The organism is Roseobacter litoralis Och 149 (assembly GCF_000154785.2).
Classification (GTDB): domain Bacteria; phylum Pseudomonadota; class Alphaproteobacteria; order Rhodobacterales; family Rhodobacteraceae; genus Roseobacter; species Roseobacter litoralis.
In genome coordinates this window covers 529733-547664 of sequence record NC_015730.1, presented here as the reverse complement: position 1 = coordinate 547664, position 17932 = coordinate 529733, and the positions used below count along the sequence as shown (strand labels likewise).

Below are 17932 nucleotides of genomic sequence, written 5' to 3'. Positions count from 1 at the left end.
CCCTAGCCGTCTTCGCGCTGAATGCGGGCACCCAATTGCGCCATCAAGGGTTCAAAAATCGGAAAGGACGTCGCGATAGGCCCGGCATCATCGACCTTGACCGGCTTTTGCGTGGCCATGCCCAAAACGAGGAATGACATAGCGATCCGGTGATCAAGGAAGCTTGCGCAGGTCGCCCCACCAGCAACATTCCCATGGCCCTGTCCCGTGACAATCCACCAATCGGGGCCATCCTCAACAGCCACGCCGTTGGCACGCAGACCACTGGCCATGGCATCAATACGGTCACTTTCCTTGACACGCAGTTCCTTGACGCCGCGCATGACCGTATCGCCGCGCGCAAAACTCGCCACAACAGACAGCACGGGATATTCATCAATCATGCTGGCCGCGCGCGCCGGTGGCACCTCGATGCCCGTCAGGTCCGGTGAAAACCGCGCGCGCAGATCGGCCACCGGTTCGCCGCCTTCAACGCGTTCATTTTCATAGGTCAGATCCGCCCCCATTTCACGCAGCGTTGTGAACAGCCCGGCGCGCGTCGGGTTCAACCCGATCCCCGGCACCAGAACATCCGAACCGGGCACAATCAACGCTGCACAGACCGGAAACGCCGCAGAGGAGGGATCGCGCGGCACGTCAATCTTTTGGGGTTTCAATTCGGGTTGGCCTGTCAGGGTAATCACCCGGCCTTCGTCCGTGTCCTCAACCGAAATCTCGGCCCCGAAACCCGCCAGCATGCGTTCCGTGTGATCGCGCGTCGCCTCGGCCTCGATGACAACTGTCTGTCCCGGCGCATTGAGACCAGCGAGCAAGACCGCCGATTTCACCTGCGCAGACGGCACCGGCACGGTGTAAGTCACCGGCACGGGGTCAGCAGCGCCAACCAAGGTCATCGGCAACCGCCCGCCCTGTCTGCCGTGGGACTGCGCCCCGAACAGCGCCAGCGGGTCCGTAACCCGCGCCATCGGTCGCCCGTTCAGCGAGGCATCGCCGGTAAATGTCGCGCTGATCGGGGATGTGGCCATGGCCCCCATGATCAATCGCACACCGGTGCCTGAATTGCCGCAGTCAATCACGCCATCGGGTTCGGCAAACCCGCCCACACCGACCCCATACACGGACCATTCACCACCGCCATGATCGGTGACCGTGGCCCCAAAGGCCCGCATGGCCTTGGCGGTATCGAGCACATCCTGCCCCTCAAGAAGGCCGGAAATCCGTGTCTCACCCACGCTCAGCGCGCCCAGGATCAACGACCGGTGCGAAATGGATTTATCACCGGGGACACGGGCCTCACCCGTCAGAGGCCCGCAGGCGCTGGATGTCATTGGAATGGGAGCGCCGTGGCTGGACATGATGCATCTCGGTATTGAACAGAACTGCCGCTGGATTAGCGGCAAGGCGCTGCTGCGTCCAGCCCATTCGGGTCTCGGGCGGCCTACTCCCTGATAAAGGTCAGGTAGTGCGGCGTGCGCCCTTCGCGCAGCGCTTTTTGTTCATAACGCGTGGAAATCCAGTCGGGCCAAGGCCTGCGCCAATCATCTGGAGAGTTGGCCAGCCACTTGAACCCATGCTGCGGCACTTCCTGCAGGGTTTGCCGGACGTAGTCTTCGATGTCCGTGGCCACGCGAAAGACCGAGCCGGGCTTGAGCGCCCGCGCGAGGGGTTCGAGGTGTTCTGCCGTGACAAACCGACGCCGATGGTGGCGTGCTTTCGGCCATGGATCGGGATAAAGCAGAAAGGCCCGGTCGATGGACGCCGCAGGCAATACATCCATCAGATCACGGGCATCGCCCGCGTGGACCGCGAGGTTTTCAACACCCGCGCGGCGAATCTTTCCCAGCAACATCGCAACACCGTTGATGTAGGGCTCCGCGCCGATGATGCCGATGTCAGGGTTTTGCGCGGCTTGGTGCACAAGATGCTCGCCCCCGCCAAAGCCGATTTCCAGCCAGACAGGCTTGCCATCAAACAGGGCGGGCAAATCTAGGGGCCTGCGATCCGGGTTTTCCTCCCAGCCCACAGGTCCGGGCGAGAGCGCCGCGAGGTCCTCATCAAGATATCGCTTCTGCGCCGCCTTGAGCGACTTGCCCTTGAGGCGGCCATAGAAATTTCGATGTGGGCGTTTTTCTGTGCTCATAGATGCCCCTTACAGCGTCCGACGAAATATCAGACACATCGCATATCGCCTACCGCGTTGAAATCTCTGATTTCAGGGAGCAGTGGGTTATTCCGGCTTTTTGCATAACGCGTTAACGAGCCATCAAAACCGCTGCAACACGCGAGCGGGCAGAAGTTGGTCGATACTCTACAGCCGGACGACTTGCTAAGATGGAGCGTTCGACGTTTCACGGATCTCCGGCAGAGACTTATTCCCTGCCTCGGGCAGTGTGATGTATCGTAAAACCGGCGGGCCATAAGCGCATGTTTTCGGCATATGGCCCGGCAAGGTTACTCTACTACAGCGCCGATTTCAGCACTTCTGTCAGGTCAGTTTTTTCCCAGCTGAACCCGCCGTCTGCATCAGGTGCGCGGCCAAAATGACCATATGCCGCCGTCCGCTCATAGATCGGTTTGTTCAGATGCAAATGCTCACGAATGCCGCGCGGGGTCAGGTCCATGACCTGCCCGATCGCGCGTTCGATCTCTTCTTCGTCCACTTCGCCGGTGCCGAAGGTGTCGCAGTAGATCGACAGCGGCTTGGAGACGCCAATCGCATAGCTGAGCTGGATCGTACATTTGTCCGCCAACCCTGCCGCAACCACGTTCTTGGCCAGATAGCGCGCCACATAGGCGGCTGAGCGGTCCACTTTCGTCGGATCCTTCCCTGAGAAGGCACCGCCACCGTGCGGGGCGGCCCCGCCATAGGTGTCCACGATGATCTTGCGCCCTGTCAGTCCGGCATCGCCATCCGGCCCGCCAATCACAAAAGTGCCAGTCGGGTTCACCCACCATTCCGTATCGCCTGTGATCCAACCATCGGGGAGGACTTCGCGAATATAGGGTTCAACGATTGCGCGGATATCGTCGGACGTCTGGCTTTCATCAGCATGCTGCGTCGACAAGACGATAGAGGTCACACCAACCGGCTTGCCGTCTTCATAGCGCACCGAAAGCTGGCTCTTGGCGTCGGGGCGCAGGGTTGGTTCGGTCCCGTCTTTGCGCACCTCAGCGAGGCGGCGCAACACCGCATGTGCGTAGTGGATCGGCGCTGGCATAAGTTCCGGCGTTTCGTTGGAGGCATAGCCGAACATGATGCCCTGATCGCCGGCACCTTCGTCTTTGCCTTTCGCGGCATCGACCCCCTGCGCGATATGCGCGGATTGTTCATGCAGCAGGTTTGTCACCTGACATGTGGCATGGTGAAACTTGTCCTGCTCATAGCCGATGTCCTTGATACAGGCGCGCGCGATTTCCTCGATACGGTCCATGTATTCGTGCAGCTTGTCTTTATCCGACAATCCCACCTCACCCCCAATGACCACGCGGTTCGTGGTGGCAAAGGTTTCGGCCGCCACACGCGCTTCGGGTTCTTCGGCAATGAAAGCGTCGAGAACTGCATCCGAAATCCGGTCGCAGAGTTTGTCCGGATGTCCTTCTGAAACGGACTCCGAGGTGAAAACATAATTTTTGCGGGACATTTATCGCTCCAATCGCCAATGAAGAACCACGTCAGGAAGCCGTTGTGGTTCGCTGCAACTGCTTACGGTCGCGCTATGCCAAGGTCAATCGCTATATGACCACCGTACGGTGGTCTGTCGCAGGCAGAGCAACACGAGGCTGACAAGCAAAAATACAGACATCGGAACGTCACCAAAGCGGCTGTAAAGCGTCGCAGGATCAGGGCGTGGCAACGGCGCGTCTATAAAACCGGCCTGCCCCAGCGGCAGACTGGAAATGATCCGCCCGGCCGGGTCAATCATGGCGGAAATCCCTGTATTGGCCGCGCGCATCAGCGGCAAACCCTGCTCAATCGCGCGCATGCGGGCCTGTGCCAAGTGTTGTTGGGGCCCCGCATATTGTCCGAACCACGCGTCATTTGTGATCTGTAACAGGAAATCAGGGCGCGCGGGCGCCGCGTTCACGCCATGGGCAAAAACAGCCTCGTAACAGATGAGAGGCAGCGCAGTACCCAAGGGACCAAAATCCAACAGTTCAGGACCGGGGCCGCTGCTGAAAATGCCAGCCTGTGCCACAAGGGCGGATAACCCAAGACGGTTCGCAAGGCCCGCAAAGGGCATATATTCGCCAAAGGGCACAAGGTGGTGTTTGTCATAAATCGCTTGCGGCGCGCCCTCAGGACCTATCACGGCAAGCGCGTTTCGCAGGGTGCCCCCTTTAGCCCGCAAAGCCCCCAAAACGACCGAAACACCGTTACCCGCCCGCCCGATTTCGACAAGCGCCGGACCCGCCGTTTCCAAACGCCACGGAATTGCCGTTTCCGGCCAAACGATCAGATCAGGCACTTGGTCCGCCGTCTGCGCTGGGGCCGCGGTCAACGCAAGCTGTCGTTGAAAGAAGACCTCGGCCAAGTCGGGCTGCCATTTGAGATGCTGCTCCGCATTGGGCTGGATAAGACGCACCCAATTGCCGCTCAGCTCCGCCATCGGGCGCATCAGAGGCGAATAGAGTGACGCCAAAACAGCGACAAAAACGAGGCCTTGCCCCGCTTTCAAGATGCGACCACCCGTCAAGGAAAGCACCCATGCAGAAAGCAGAAGCGCAAAGGTCGCTGCATGTGGCCCACCCCACGCGAGAAGTTGCGACAGCGGGCCATTGATGGCGACCTGCGCCGGGCTGGCCCACGGAAACCCCGTAAAGACATATGCCCGTGCGATTTCAGCGGCGGTCCAAGTCAGCACCAAGCCGAACGTCGCGTGCGACACAAATCGGGCAGCCCAGAACGCCAGCGCCCAGAATAGTGCCAGCCCGAGGCTGAGCAAACCGACCGCAAACGGCGCCATCCACCCGTGGCGCGCTGCATCGACCTGAAAGGGTTCGACAATCCAGATGAGAGCGAGTGCAAAATAGCCGCAGCCAAAAGCCAAGCCAACGACTGCCGCCGCGCGCCGGTCAGCCTGGATGCGCCACAGACAAAACGCGCCGGCCAAAGCGATCACAAGGGCAGCGGGCTGATCATAAGGGGCTTGCCCGAAAGCGCCAATGACACCCAGAAAACCCGAAAGTAGAATTTGCGCAGACCACGGCAGCTTTGCCAGCCCGGCGAATTCCGAACGCCCCGGCGTGGCTGTCACGTTGTTTGAGCCGCCGTGCGCACGCGCAGCCTTTTGATGCGGCGCGGGTCTGCGTCGATCACCTCGAATTCCGGGCCATCGGGGTGCACCACGACTTCACCCCGCGCAGGCACGCGCCCCGACAGCATGAAGACCAAGCCGCCCAGCGTATCAATTTCTTCTTCATCGACCTCTTCATGCGCGGTCAGGGAGGTGCCGATTTCGGCCTCGAAATCCTCTAGTGGGGTCTTTGCCAAAGCCAGATAACAACCCGGCTTTTCTTCGGTGAAATACACGTCCTCATCCACGTCGTGTTCATCTTCGATTTCGCCGATCACCTGCTCGATCAAATCCTCGATGGTGACAAGCCCGTCCACACCGCCATATTCATCAATCACCAGCGCCATATGCCGACGTTCCGCCTGCATTTTGGTCAATAAAACGCCAATCGTCATAGACGGCGGCACGTAGAGCAGCGGACGCAGCATCGCACGCAGATCAAAGCTCTTTGAGCCGCCGTTGAACCCATGGTTCAACGCAACATCTTTCAGGTGCAAAAAACCGATGGGCGTGTCCAGCGTGCCATCATAGACTGGCAAACGCGTCGAACCGCTCTCTTTAAAAACAGCGATGGCTTCGTCCAGAGTAGATGTCGCCGGTATGGCCGTAATATCAGCCTTGGGGATTGCCACATCCTCCACCCGCATGCGCCGCAGGTTCATCATGCCATGCGTTTGCAGGCTTTCTGAATGATTTTCAGCCGGAGCCTCGACCAAATCGCCCTCTGAGGGGCTTAATGCGCCAATAACGCGGCTGAAGAATCCTGCTTGTTTTGCAGGTTCATCGTCTGGTGGAGGGGTGTTTTGTTCACGCGCGCTCAGCGCTGCGTCAGATGATCCGTCGTTGTCGCCCATTGGGTCCTGTTCTGAATTAAAGGCGGATAGTGCCGCCCGTTAAACCATATATGGGTCATCCAAACCCATTTTGCCAAGTATTTTAGCCTCGACACCCTGCATTAGCGTGGCATCAGGGTCACGAATATGGTCGTACCCCAATAAGTGTAATGTTCCATGAACGATCAAATGCGTCACATGGTCTGCCAGTGGCTTGCGCAGATCAGTCGCTTCGCGCAGGCATGTCTCATAGGCGATGGCCACATCCCCCAATGCCAACACGCCGGTTAAATCCGCAGTCGGCGGTGCGGGCACGGCACCAGCAATCACCGGCGCCAGATCAACGGCAGGCCAGCTCAGCACATTGGTCGCCGTTGTTTTTTCACGAAAATCAGCGTTCAGAAGCGTGATGCGCGCATCGTCACAGGCGAGATACGAAACCTCCGCAGCTTCCAGATCAAGATTCAGGGTGACGGATGTCGCGCGCAGCGCCTCAAGTACCAGCACATCAAGGTCCAAGGCGCTCCAGCGGTCATCTTCGATCAATACGTCAATATCCATGCGCCATTCCCTGACCCCATTGGCAAAACGCGTGTTTCACGCCTTGGGGGTTGGATCAGCCTCATAGGCTTCGATGATCGCAGCCACCAGCGGATGGCGCACAACGTCTTTTGAGGTGAAATAGTTGAAACTGATCTTGGGGATCGCCTTCAGCAGGCGTTCCGCATCCGCCAGCCCCGAGGCCGTCCCGCGTGGCAAGTCAATCTGCGTGCGGTCCCCGGTGATCACCATACGCGAACCCTCACCGAGACGCGTCAGGAACATCTTCATCTGCATGGTGGTCGCATTTTGCGCCTCATCCAGCACCACAAAGGCATTCGACAGCGTCCGCCCGCGCATGAAGGCAAGCGGCGCAATCTCGATCTGCTTTTCCTCGATCAGCCGCGCCAGCTGCTTACCCGGCAGAAAATCGCCCAACGCATCGTAAAGCGGCTGCATGTAGGGGTCGACCTTGTCTTTCATGTCACCGGGCAGAAAGCCCAACCGTTCCCCCGCCTCAACGGCAGGACGTGACAGGATGATTTTATCCACCTGCCCCGACAAAAACATCGACACCCCAACGGCCACGGCAAGATATGTCTTGCCCGTACCCGCCGGGCCAATGCCAAAGGCCAACTCGTTCTCGAAAAGCGATTGAACATATGCTTTTTGCGCGTCCGTACGCGGCTCAACACGTTTCTTGCGGGTCTGGATCTCAATGCGGTTGCCGATGGGCATTTCCAGCTGATCCCCATCTTCAGGCACCGCAACCTCTTCAAAGGGGCCCATGCGCAACTCACGATCGACATCACCCGCTTCGACCGCGCGACCGCTTTCCAGCCGCGTGTAAAGCGCGTGCAGAACGCGAATCGCATCGGTAGAGGCGTCATGGCTGCCGACGACAGCCAGTTGATTGCCACGCCGCACGATCTGAACGCCCAACGCCTTTTCCACCTGCGCGAGGTTTGCGTCATACGGCCCGCACAGGTCGATCAGCAGGCGATTATCGGGGAATTCAACTGTGCCACCGGGTGCGGCGGTCAAAACATCAGTCGCGCTTGGGTCACTGGGCGGCAATAGCTGCTCCTAACGGGGTACGAGTCGGCACGACGGTGCCAATTCCTTGAGACCAACGCAAGCGCTGCCTGTACGATTATCCGGCAAAGCCACACAAAAATGTTGATTGAGGTCAGCTAAGCGCCACCGCAGCAAGCGAGTTGCGTTTCGCCTCGACAATGCGAACCGGTAAAATGTCACCGATGCGCGCATTGCATTGATCCACGTGGACCGCATGCAAGTATTCGGATTTGCCCACCATCTGCCCGTCAAAGCGGCCGGGCTTTTCAATCAAAACGCTGACATCACGCCCAACCATCGACTGCTGGATGTCCTGCTGCTGGCGCGTAATCAGCGCCTGAATGCGCTGCAATCGCTCATCCGCCTCGTCGGGGTCGACCTGCGCGCGCTCTGCGGCGGGCGTGCCGGGCCGTGTGGAGTATTTGAATGAATAGGCATAGCCATAATTTACCGCCTCGATCAGATCGAGCGTGGCTTGAAAATCCGCTTCTGTTTCCTCAGGGAAACCAACAATAAAATCCCCGGACAGCAGGATATCGGGCCGTCCGGCGCGAATACGTTCGATGAGGCGCAGATAGCTGTCGGCGGTGTGACTGCGGTTCATGCGTTTGAGGATTTTGTCAGACCCCGATTGCACCGGCAGGTGCAGATAGGGCATCAGCTTCGGGCAATCGCGGTGTGCTTCGATCAGATCATCCCGCATGTCGTTGGGGTGCGAGGTGGTAAAACGGATGCGCTCCAACCCGTCGATATCATTGAGCGCCCAGATCAATTGCGCCAGCGTCTGTTCGTTCCCGTCTGCACCCGCGCCATGATAGGCATTCACATTCTGCCCCAGCAGGGTGATTTCGCGCACGCCACGCTCTACCAGATCGCGCGCCTCGTCCAACACGCGCGTGACGGGTCGACTGACCTCCGCACCCCGCGTGTAGGGCACAACGCAAAAGGCGCAGAATTTGTCGCAGCCTTCCTGAACGGTCAAAAATGCCGAGGGCGCGCGCCGCGCTTTGGGGCGCGCCTTGAGCTCTTCGAATTTGTCCTCGGGTGGAAAGTCGGTGTCGAGCGCCTTGTGACCTTCGCGCAGGCGCGCTTCCATCTGTGGCAAGCGATGATAGGACTGCGGCCCCACAACCAGATCAACCGCAGGCTGGCGGCGCATGATCTCTTCCCCTTCGGCCTGTGCCACGCATCCGGCCACGCCGATCTTCAGGTCAGGATTATCTGCTTTGAGCGATTTGAGGCGCCCCAGTTCCGAATACACCTTTTCCGCGGCCTTTTCACGGATGTGGCAGGTGTTGAGCAGAATCATATCCGCATCTTCCGCGGTCTTTGTCTCAACATACCCTTCAGCGACCAGCGCCTCGGACATGCGCTCGCTGTCATAGACATTCATCTGACAGCCGTATGTCTTTATGAAAAGCTTCTTGGGCGCAGTCATGGCAGGGATCCGATCAGTGGGGTGTTGCGCGGCTGGATACCAGTCTCTGCGAAAGCTTGCAATGCAACTCGCTTGTCTCAACGTCACGCGATTTGATAGCACACCTTTGGTCCGCTCAACCTGCGCGCCGCATTAGTCTTGTCTGCGCGGCAAAAGCCCGGAACCGCGGCAGGTTTGGGCGTCAGGGTTTGCGACGCAGGCGGATAACCACATCGACGGAGGCGATCTCCGCCCCCTCAGGGGCATCGGGCAGTTGCGCGATCACGAGGTCTTCTGACGGGGCATCTGTGAGGGTTGCATCATCTTCCCAGTAAAAATGCGGATGATCATGCGTGTTGGTGTCAAAATAGCTTTTTGACCCATCCACGGTGACTTCCTGCACCAGACCCACATCACAAAAGGCCCGCAGGGTGTTATAGACTGTTGCCAAAGAAACTGCCTCGCCCTGCGACTTGGCCGCGTCAAACAGGCTTTCAGCCGTCACGTGACGGTCCTGACCATCGCCGATCAGCAATGCCGCCAGCGTCACGCGCTGGCGCGTCGGGCGCAGACCAGCGGTTGCCAGCCATTGTGCTCCGATATCATGTTGCGCGTCGTTCATGAGTGCCTCTTTGTACGAACCTCTTCTATATAAAGGGCTTTGCGAATGATTTTCAATTGGAAAGACACCCCCGCCGTTCAGGAAAACTACGGGTGTCGCATATAAACATGCCGCATCCGCACTCTTGCAGGACCCGCAAACACGATGCTAGAGGGGGTCGACCCTTAGAGACGCCGAGCAGGAGACGCGCCAGTATGGCCCAATACCCGACCAGTTTCGACAAAGAAGCCCTGTTAAAATGCGCCCGCGGCGAGCTTTTTGGCCCCGGCAACGCACAATTGCCCGAACCACCCATGCTGATGATGGACCGCATCACGGACATCTCTGAAGATGCGGGTGCGAACGGAAAAGGACATGTTGTCGCAGAATTCGATATCACCCCTGATTTATGGTTTTTCGACTGCCATTTCCCCGGTAACCCGATCATGCCCGGGTGCCTTGGCCTTGACGGGCTGTGGCAACTGACCGGTTTCAATCTGGGCTGGCGCGGTTGGCAGGGGCGCGGTTATGCCCTTGGTGTCGGCGAGGTAAAGCTCACCGGAATGGTGCGCCCGGATCGCAAGATGCTGACCTATTATGTGGATTTCACCAAGGCGATCCAGTCCCGGCGCTTGACAATGGGCGTGGCCAATGGCCGTGTGGAAGCAGATGGGGAAACCATCTATCAGGTTACAGATATGAAGGTTGCGCTCTCCGAGAGTTGAGGCAGAGCCGCTATTAACAAAGGAGTGCGCCATGCGCCGTGTCGTCGTGACAGGTCTGGGCATCGTCTCATCCATCGGAAACAACGCAGAAGAAGTTCTGACCTCTCTCAAGGCGGGCACCAGTGGCATTACCGCAAGCCCTGAGATGAGCGAGCATGGCTTTCGCAGCCAGATCGCCGGGACGCTCAAGATTGATGTGACCGAACACATCGACAAACGCACGCTGCGTTTCATGGGACCCGGTGCTGCCTATGCCTATATCGCCATGGCGCAGGCCATCGCGGATGCCGGGCTGGACGAAGACACCGTGTCCAACCCGCGCACGGGGCTGGTGGCCGGATCAGGTGGCCCCTCCACCAGCGCGATGCTGACGGCGCATAATGTCGTCGCCAAAACCGGCGCTACAAAACGCATCGGTCCCTTTGCCGTCCCAAAGTGCATGTCCTCGACCGTAAGCGCAAACCTCAGCACCGCGTTCAAGATCAAGGGCGTAAACTATTCGATTACGTCAGCCTGTTCGACCTCGCTGCATTGTATCGGCAACGCGGCTGAGCAGATCATGCTCGGCAAGCAGGACGTGATGTTCGCAGGCGGCGGCGAGGAACTCGACTGGACCCTTTCCTGCCTCTTTGACGCGATGGGCGCGATGAGCAGCAAGTATAACGATACGCCTGAACTGGCCAGCCGTGCCTTTGACGCCAACCGCGACGGGTTTGTGATTTCGGGCGGTGGCGGCATTGTGGTGCTTGAAGAACTCGACCACGCCTTGGCACGCGGTGCTACGATCTACGCCGAAGTCACGGGCTATGCGGCAACCTCCGACGGGCACGACATGGTCGCCCCTTCCGGTGAGGGCGGCGAGCGTGCGATGCGTTTGGCACTAAGCACACTGCCCGAGGGGCGCAAGGTCGGCTATATCAACGCGCATGGAACCTCTACGCCAGTGGGTGACGTCGGCGAGATTGAAGCGGTCCGCCGTGTCTTCGGCACAGGCACCACCCCGCCGGTCAGTTCAACCAAATCCATGACGGGTCACGCACAGGGTGCCGCCGGCGCGTTGGAGGCCATCTTCAGCCTGCTGATGCTCAAACATGACTTCATGACCAGATCGATCAACGTAGAGACACTGGATCCCGCGCTGACGCCCGAGGAAATCGTACTGGAACGTGTCGACAACGCCGGGCTTGATTCCGTCATGACCAATTCGTTCGGGTTTGGCGGCACCAACGGGTCGATGATCCTGTCGAAATATCTGGGATAGGAGAAAATCATGTCAGGTCTTTTGGCAGGAAAACGCGGGCTGGTCATGGGCGTCGCAAACGAGCGTTCGATCGCATGGGGCATCGCAAGATCGATGGCGGCTGCCGGTGCGGATCTGGCCTTCACCTATCAGGGCGACGCCTTTGGATCGCGCCTTGCCCCGCTCGCGGCCTCTGTCGGGTCGGACTTCATGGTCGATGTGGACGTCACAGACGACGCATCCTTGGACAAAGCCTTCGAACAACTGTCGGCGCACTGGCCGACAATGGACTTTCTGGTGCACGCCATCGCGTTTTCGGACAAATCAGAACTGACGGGCCGTTTTCTCAATACCAGTCGCGAGAATTTCAAGCAAACGATGGACATCAGCGCCTATTCGTTTCTGGAGGTGGCACGTCGCGCGCACCCCCTTATGGTCGAAAATGGCGGTACGTTGATGACGCTGACCTATCAGGGCAGCAATACTGTCGTGCCCAATTATAACGTCATGGGTGTGGCAAAGGCCGCGTTGGAAAGTGCCACACGGTATCTGGCGAACGACCTTGGCCCCGAAGGCATCCGCGTGAATGCGATCTCTCCCGGCCCGATGAAAACCCTTGCCGGGGCGGCCATTGGCGGTGCGCGAAAGACCTATAAACACACCGACCAAAACGCCCCTCTGCGCTCAAACGCGACGTTGGACGCGGTGGGCGGCACGGCTGTCTATCTCGCGTCAGATGCAGGTGCCTGCACCACCGGCGAAATCATACACGTTGATGGTGGGTATCATATCCTCGGGATGCCACAGGGCGAGAACCTGTAAACGCTTATGCCGCGGCACAGTCGTACCTGACGTACACGCGCGATGTTTTGCCTGTCCCTATTGGCCCAAAAATGCGCCTGAAAACGCATGAACAAGAGTTTATTGCATGCCGCAGTTACCCGACCTCGCGCTAAGTCCCGTTTGCGCGCTTACCGTGGGCGTGATCCGGCACGTCTGATGCCTCCGCGCCTGTGGTTGGCGCTGCACCCGTGCGGTGGTGTCCGGCATGCGTTGCCTGTGCAGATCCGGCCTGCGCCGTCAGATCCAGCTCCATCAGACGGTCTGTTTCCCAGACCTGTATGGCATCGGCGACCTTAGCGGGCATCACAGCCGACCGGGTATCCGCCGCGGCTTCAACTTTCTGCTCAGACATCAGCGCAACCTTGTAAATCACAAAGACTGCAGCAATCGTGAGCAAACATCCCCCGACCCAGGCACAAACGAAAGCCATCAACCACCCAGTACCACTGACCTTGAGGGCTGCCAGCAGGCCGACAGTGAGGGCAATGTCCAAAAAGATAACCTGTAGCGCGTTCATAACAGGAGCATCGCTCGTTCGGGAGGTTTCGTAATCCATAAGAATTTCTCCTTCAGGAACGCAAAAAAGGCCCTAGTTAAACGCTACACTCCGTCTCATTATGGTTAGATGCACCCCGCATTTCGTTCAAGTGACTACAGAATTCATAATTAACACTTTGTCAGCGGTATGCGGGATATCAATTCATGCCGCATCTATGCGCATCAACTCGATATCAAACGTTAGGTCTTCGCCCGCGAGTGGATGATTGGCATCCAATGTCACCGTCGCGTCATCGACCTCAACCACGCGCACCGGCATTGACTGGCCATCCGGCGTCTGCATTTCCAGTGTCGTCCCTATGTCCAGTGGCAAATCCGGCGGAATGCCTTCGCGCGGAACAGCCTGCCGCATTTCAGCTTTCAAGGGACCGTAAGCCTGATCGCAGGCAATTTCGACTTTCTTCTTGTCGCCCACGCTCATGCCCGGCAAGGCCACATCAAGGCCGGGTATGATCTGGCCTGACCCGACAATGAATTCCAATGGGTCGCGACCATCTGAACTGTCAAACGTACTGCCATCCAACAGCGTACCAGTATAATGAATAGCGACTGTATCGCCCGTCTTGACGTGGGTCATTTCGTCTCCAGTGTTCTGTGTGGGGGTGTGTGGCGAAGGCCGCGTATCTGCGCAGGTTCTTCTGTGTCGCCCCCACATTGAACATCTCTTGGAGATCAGTAAACCCGAAAACCAGTCCTTTTCGCCCTTTTACAAAGCGGCGGCCCGTGACACTCTGCACCGGGATAGCGGTAAAGGAATGTGCAGATGGCCATTAAGACATGTGTTTTTGATGCCTACGGCACACTTTTCGATGTCGCTGCAGCCGCGCGACAGGCGGCCTCTGAACCTGATTTCAATCATATCGCCGACAGTTGGCCGGTTCTGGCTGAAAACTGGCGGCAGAAACAATTGCAGTACACATGGCTGCGCGCTGTTGTCGGGGCACATGATGACTTTTGGACCATCACCCAAGAAGGACTGGACTGGGCCTTGGAAAAATCCGGGCACGCGCAGGATACAGCATTACGCGAACGCCTGTTGGCGCTCTACTGGGAACTTCAGAGCTATCCCGAAGTGCCGCTGATGTTGGCCACGTTGAAAGAGGCGGGGTTGAACACAGCAATCCTGTCCAACGGCTCGCCCGACATGCTTGCCGGTGCGGTTCAGTCAGCAGGTATCGAAACCTTTCTTGACGACACTTTGTCGGTTGAATCAGTAGGCGTGTTCAAACCGGATGCGCGGGTCTACGATCTGGTGCTCAAGCGGTTTGGCGGCGATCTTGATGAGGTTCTTTTTGTCTCGTCCAATGGCTGGGACGCCGCATGCGCCTCAGGCTACGGGTTTCAAACCGCATGGGTCAACCGCGCGAACGACCCTGTAGACAGGTTGCCGTGGCGCCCGGAACATGTGTTGGATGATTTGCAGAAAATCCCCAAAATTGCAGGTATATGATGCCGAAGTTCACAACCTCAGACGGGCTTTCCCTCTATTACACGGACGACGGAGACGGCTTGCCGATCCTTTGTTTGTCGGGGCTGACACGCACGTCAAAGGACTTTTCCTACGTGACACCGCACCTCAGTGGGACGCGGTTGATCAAACTTGATTACCGCGGACGGGGCAATTCGGATTGGGACACAAACTGGGCGAATTACAACCTCTTGATTGAAGCCCGCGACGTGATTGAATTGCTCGACCATCTGGCGCTGGATCGCGTGGCGATCCTGGGGACGTCGCGCGGCGGACTATTGGCAATGGGTCTGGCCTTCGGCGCAAAGGAACGGCTCTTGGGCGCGGCGCTGAATGACATCGGGCCGGTGATTGAGCCAAAAGGACTTGATAACATCATGGGCTATATCGGACGGGCCCCCAAAGCGGTCAGCCACCTGACCGCTGCGCGTTTGCTTGAGCAGAACATGACCGGGTTTTCAGACGTTCCTTTGACCCGGTGGATGGAAGAGGCGATCAAACACTATACCCGCAGCGGCAGCGGTTTGGACATTACCTATGATCCAAAACTGCGCGACGCGGTGGAATTGCAGGGGGCACAGGCCGCACCCGACCTTTGGCCCTACTTCGATGCATTGTCTGGCCTGCCGCTGGCATGTATTCGCGGCGAAAACTCTGATCTGTTTTCGCATGAAACCCTGAAAGAGATGAAAAACCGTCGCCCGGAGATGATTTCAGCCACAGTGATCGGACGGGGACATGTGCCGTTTCTTGATGAACCGGAATCGGTTGCGGCACTGCAAACATGGGTTGAGGCGCTCAAGTGAACATCGACGCAATTCGGGCCGCAGAGCAAAGACTAGAAGGACATGTGCGGCGCACGCCCTTGCTGTCCTCACCCAATATCGACGCAATCGCAGGACGTCGTGTTTTGATCAAAGCCGAGTGCTTGCAACACACCGGCAGCTTCAAATACCGTGGCGCGCTGTCCGCAATTTCGGCCCTTGATGCGCATGCGCGCAAACGGGGCATTATCGCCTATTCGAGCGGCAATCACGCGCAGGGCATCGCCTTGGCAGCCCGGCAATTTGGCGCCCCTGCGGTCATTATTATGCCACAGGACGCACCGCGCACGAAGATTGAGAACACGAAACTGCTCGGTGCGGAGATCGTTCTGTATGACCGCGTTGCAGGCGAAGACCGGGACGCCATCGGTGCTGCGTTGTCAGCGGAGCGCGATCTCACCCTGATCAAGCCTTTTGACAACCCGCAAGTGATCGCAGGTCAGGGCACCGCCGGGCTGGAAATCGCAGCACAGGCGACAGCGCTGGGGGTGGACACAGCCGAAGTGATCGTCTGCTGCGGTGGTGGGGGATTTGCCTCCGGCATTGCGCTGGCGCTGGAGGCGGACGCCCCGGGCTACCGCGTGCGCCCTGCAGAACCTGCCGATTTCGATGATATGGCGCGGTCTCTCGTTGCCGGTGAGCGTTTAAGCAACGCGAAAACTTCCGGCAGTATTTGCGACGCCATCATCTCTCCCACACCGGGCGTTCTGACCTTTCCCATCCTGCAAAAACTGGCAGGCCCCGGGATTGTCGTGACAGATGACGAAGCACTGCACGCCATGGCCTTGGCGTTTGCGCACCTCAAGGTCGTGGCCGAACCCGGTGGCGCCGTTGCACTGGCATCGGCCTTGTTTCACGCCTCAGAAATTGACGGCGACACAGTGATCGTTACGATCTCAGGCGGCAATGTCGATGCCGAGGTTTTTCAAATGGCCTTACGCCAATATGGTGATCTCTTGTGACCGACCTGCGCATTTCGACCCGCCTGACGGGGTGCTGCGTATGAAGATGGCGCGGCTTGGTGATATCTCAGTGCATTACCGAGTGGATGGGCCCGACGATGGGCCACCGGTTGTTTTTGCCAATTCGCTGGGCACAGATATGCGGCTTTGGGATCCCATTCTGCCGCTTTTACCAAGCGGCTTGCGCATCATCCGCTACGACAAACGGGGCCATGGGCTGACGAGTTGCCCGCCGGGTCGGTATGCGATGGGTGCGCTTGTCAAAGACGCGGAAAATCTGCTGGATCATTTGCAAGTTACGAACTGCGTCTTCGTAGGGCTGTCGATTGGCGGGATGATCGCGCAGGGCCTTGCGGTCAAACGGCTCGACCTGATGCGTGCCATGGTCCTGTCAAACACTGCTGCGAAAATCGGCACGCCAGAGTTGTGGGATGCACGGATCGCAGATGTTGAAAGCGGGGGCATCGAAAAACTTGCGGATGCCGTGATGGAGCGGTGGTTTTCAGCCCCCTTTCGCGCCCAGCCCGAACTTGCGCTTTGGCGCAACATGCTGACACGGCAGGAAGCCAACGGGTATATCGGATGTTCAGCCGCCATTTCAGGCACCGATTTTTTCACGCCCACCAGCGGGCTGCGTCTGCCGACGCTGGGCATCGCCGGGTCCGAGGATGGCTCAACGCCCCCTGACCTCGTGCGCGAGACGACAGACCTGATCCCGGGCAGTCAGTTTCACCTGATCAGGAAGGCCGGACACCTGCCTTGCGTTGAACAACCCGAGGAATTCGCGCGCGTCCTGACGGGCTTTTTGCAGCAGGTCGGTCATACTGCGGGGCCGGATGGCTGATATCTTGCTGATCCACGGGTCTTGTCACGGGGCGTGGTGCTGGGACAAATTGATCCCCCACCTCAGCGCCAAGGGTCACACTGCACGCGCCATCGACCTGCCAAGCCACGGCGATGATAAAACAGCTGTGGAAGCGGTCACCCTTGATCATTATGCCCGTGCCATTGCCGAGAACTGCAAGGATCACACGACGCTTGTTGGCCACTCGATGGGGGGCTATGCAATCGCAGCGGCGGCAGAGCGCATTCCGGAACAGATCGCGCAACTGATCTATCTATGTGCCTATGTCCCGCAAAACGGCATGACCCTTGCCCAGATGCGCAAAAAAGCGCCCCGCCAGCCTCTCCTGCCCGCTGTTCGCATGGCACCAGATGGGTTGAGCTTTACAATCGACCCTGAGATGGCCCCCGACATCTTTTATCACGACTGCACGCAGGGTGACGTCGAATTTGCCCTGTCCCGCCTCTGTCCTCAGGCGGTTGCACCGACGAATGTGTCTTTGGCTGACATGTCCGCCGTTGAAAAACGGCCCCGCTGCTACATTCGCTGTATGGATGACCGCACCATTCCACCCGAGTTTCAGGTGACCATGACCCAAGACTGGCCCGCTATCTCTGTGCGCCAAATGAACTGCGGACATTCTCCATTTTTTTCAGACCCTGAAACTCTCGCCACCCATATTGATCAGGCGATCCGAGGATAACCG

19 protein-coding genes and 1 riboswitch are annotated in these 17932 nt (G+C 58.4%); of the genes, 8 read left to right on the top strand and 11 right to left on the bottom strand.

The genetic code is table 11. The features are described from left to right. Positions 1–2: 2 nt before the first annotated feature. From aroA to irr, 9 genes are all read right to left on the bottom strand, one after another. The gene (gene aroA / locus RLO149_RS02555; RefSeq protein ID WP_044025178.1) at positions 3–1355 is read right to left on the bottom strand and encodes a 3-phosphoshikimate 1-carboxyvinyltransferase; all 1353 of its coding nucleotides are present in this window, start codon (positions 1353–1355) and stop codon (positions 3–5) included. Between the two features lie 83 nt (positions 1356–1438). Beyond that, positions 1439–2140, bottom strand: coding sequence for a tRNA (guanosine(46)-N7)-methyltransferase TrmB (gene trmB, locus RLO149_RS02550; protein WP_013960486.1), 702 nt, complete (start codon positions 2138–2140; stop codon positions 1439–1441). A gap of 319 nt (positions 2141–2459) precedes the next feature. Further along, entirely contained in the window at positions 2460–3641 is a 1182-nt protein-coding gene (metK, locus tag RLO149_RS02545; protein ID WP_013960485.1) for a methionine adenosyltransferase, read from the bottom strand. Between the two features lie 4 nt (positions 3642–3645). Beyond that, positions 3646–3695, bottom strand: a riboswitch (SAM-SAH riboswitch). Positions 3696–3725: 30 nt separating this feature from the next. Further along, positions 3726–5255: an apolipoprotein N-acyltransferase gene (lnt, locus tag RLO149_RS02540; RefSeq protein ID WP_013960484.1), complete on the bottom strand. Its 1530-nt coding sequence runs from the start codon at positions 5253–5255 to the stop codon at positions 3726–3728. After that, positions 5252–6148 (bottom strand): hemolysin family protein, encoded by an 897-nt coding sequence (locus tag RLO149_RS02535; protein ID WP_013960483.1) that lies wholly within the window; start codon positions 6146–6148, stop codon positions 5252–5254. The genes lnt and RLO149_RS02535 overlap by 4 nt, the downstream gene beginning before the upstream one ends. 39 nt (positions 6149–6187) lie before the next feature. After that, positions 6188–6688 (bottom strand): rRNA maturation RNase YbeY, encoded by a 501-nt coding sequence (gene ybeY / locus RLO149_RS02530; RefSeq protein ID WP_013960482.1) that lies wholly within the window; start codon positions 6686–6688, stop codon positions 6188–6190. A gap of 36 nt (positions 6689–6724) precedes the next feature. Then, positions 6725–7744: a PhoH family protein gene (locus RLO149_RS02525; protein ID WP_013960481.1), complete on the bottom strand. Its 1020-nt coding sequence runs from the start codon at positions 7742–7744 to the stop codon at positions 6725–6727. A 112-nt stretch (positions 7745–7856) separates the two neighbouring features. Continuing rightward, the gene (gene miaB / locus RLO149_RS02520) at positions 7857–9182 is read right to left on the bottom strand and encodes a tRNA (N6-isopentenyl adenosine(37)-C2)-methylthiotransferase MiaB (RefSeq protein WP_013960480.1); all 1326 of its coding nucleotides are present in this window, start codon (positions 9180–9182) and stop codon (positions 7857–7859) included. 181 nt (positions 9183–9363) lie between these two features. Next, positions 9364–9783 carry a Fur family transcriptional regulator Irr gene (gene irr / locus RLO149_RS02515; RefSeq protein WP_013960479.1) on the bottom strand — a complete coding sequence of 140 codons (420 nt, stop codon included), beginning with the start codon at positions 9781–9783 and terminating at the stop codon, positions 9364–9366. A 194-nt stretch (positions 9784–9977) separates the two neighbouring features. Here irr and fabA point away from each other — a divergent pair, with 194 nt between their 5' ends. The 3 genes from fabA to RLO149_RS02500 are packed head-to-tail and all read left to right on the top strand — an operon-like array spanning position 9978 to position 12549. After that, positions 9978–10487, top strand: a complete 510-nt coding sequence (fabA, locus tag RLO149_RS02510; protein WP_013960478.1) for a bifunctional 3-hydroxydecanoyl-ACP dehydratase/trans-2-decenoyl-ACP isomerase — start codon at positions 9978–9980, stop codon at positions 10485–10487. 31 nt (positions 10488–10518) lie between these two features. Further along, a complete protein-coding gene (gene fabB / locus RLO149_RS02505; protein WP_013960477.1) occupies positions 10519–11748 on the top strand; it encodes a beta-ketoacyl-ACP synthase I in 1230 nt (409 codons plus the stop codon). A gap of 9 nt (positions 11749–11757) precedes the next feature. Continuing rightward, positions 11758–12549: an enoyl-ACP reductase FabI gene (locus tag RLO149_RS02500; protein WP_013960476.1), complete on the top strand. Its 792-nt coding sequence runs from the start codon at positions 11758–11760 to the stop codon at positions 12547–12549. 130 nt (positions 12550–12679) lie between these two features. Here RLO149_RS02500 and RLO149_RS02495 read toward each other — a convergent pair whose 3' ends face one another. Together RLO149_RS02495 and RLO149_RS02490 are read right to left on the bottom strand one after the other, a co-directional pair. After that, positions 12680–13126 (bottom strand): hypothetical protein, encoded by a 447-nt coding sequence (locus tag RLO149_RS02495; RefSeq protein ID WP_013960475.1) that lies wholly within the window; start codon positions 13124–13126, stop codon positions 12680–12682. Positions 13127–13270: 144 nt separating this feature from the next. Further along, positions 13271–13705, bottom strand: a complete 435-nt coding sequence (locus tag RLO149_RS02490; protein ID WP_013960474.1) for an FKBP-type peptidyl-prolyl cis-trans isomerase — start codon at positions 13703–13705, stop codon at positions 13271–13273. Positions 13706–13891: 186 nt separating this feature from the next. Between RLO149_RS02490 and RLO149_RS02485 the strand changes: the two genes are divergently transcribed. From RLO149_RS02485 to RLO149_RS02465, 5 genes are read left to right on the top strand one after another with little or no spacing between them, the layout of a single operon-like run. Further along, entirely contained in the window at positions 13892–14578 is a 687-nt protein-coding gene (locus tag RLO149_RS02485) for a haloacid dehalogenase type II (protein WP_013960473.1), read from the top strand. Then, entirely contained in the window at positions 14578–15402 is an 825-nt protein-coding gene (locus RLO149_RS02480; RefSeq protein ID WP_013960472.1) for an alpha/beta fold hydrolase, read from the top strand. Before RLO149_RS02485 ends, RLO149_RS02480 begins: the two co-directional genes overlap by 1 nt. Continuing rightward, complete coding sequence (locus tag RLO149_RS02475; protein ID WP_013960471.1) at positions 15399–16382, top strand: threonine ammonia-lyase; 984 nt, start codon at positions 15399–15401, stop codon at positions 16380–16382. The genes RLO149_RS02480 and RLO149_RS02475 overlap by 4 nt, the downstream gene beginning before the upstream one ends. 40 nt (positions 16383–16422) lie before the next feature. After that, positions 16423–17226 carry a 3-oxoadipate enol-lactonase gene (gene pcaD / locus RLO149_RS02470; RefSeq protein ID WP_013960470.1) on the top strand — a complete coding sequence of 268 codons (804 nt, stop codon included), beginning with the start codon at positions 16423–16425 and terminating at the stop codon, positions 17224–17226. Continuing rightward, positions 17219–17929 carry an alpha/beta fold hydrolase gene (locus RLO149_RS02465; RefSeq protein WP_013960469.1) on the top strand — a complete coding sequence of 237 codons (711 nt, stop codon included), beginning with the start codon at positions 17219–17221 and terminating at the stop codon, positions 17927–17929. The genes pcaD and RLO149_RS02465 overlap by 8 nt, the downstream gene beginning before the upstream one ends. Positions 17930–17932: the final 3 nt, after the last annotated feature.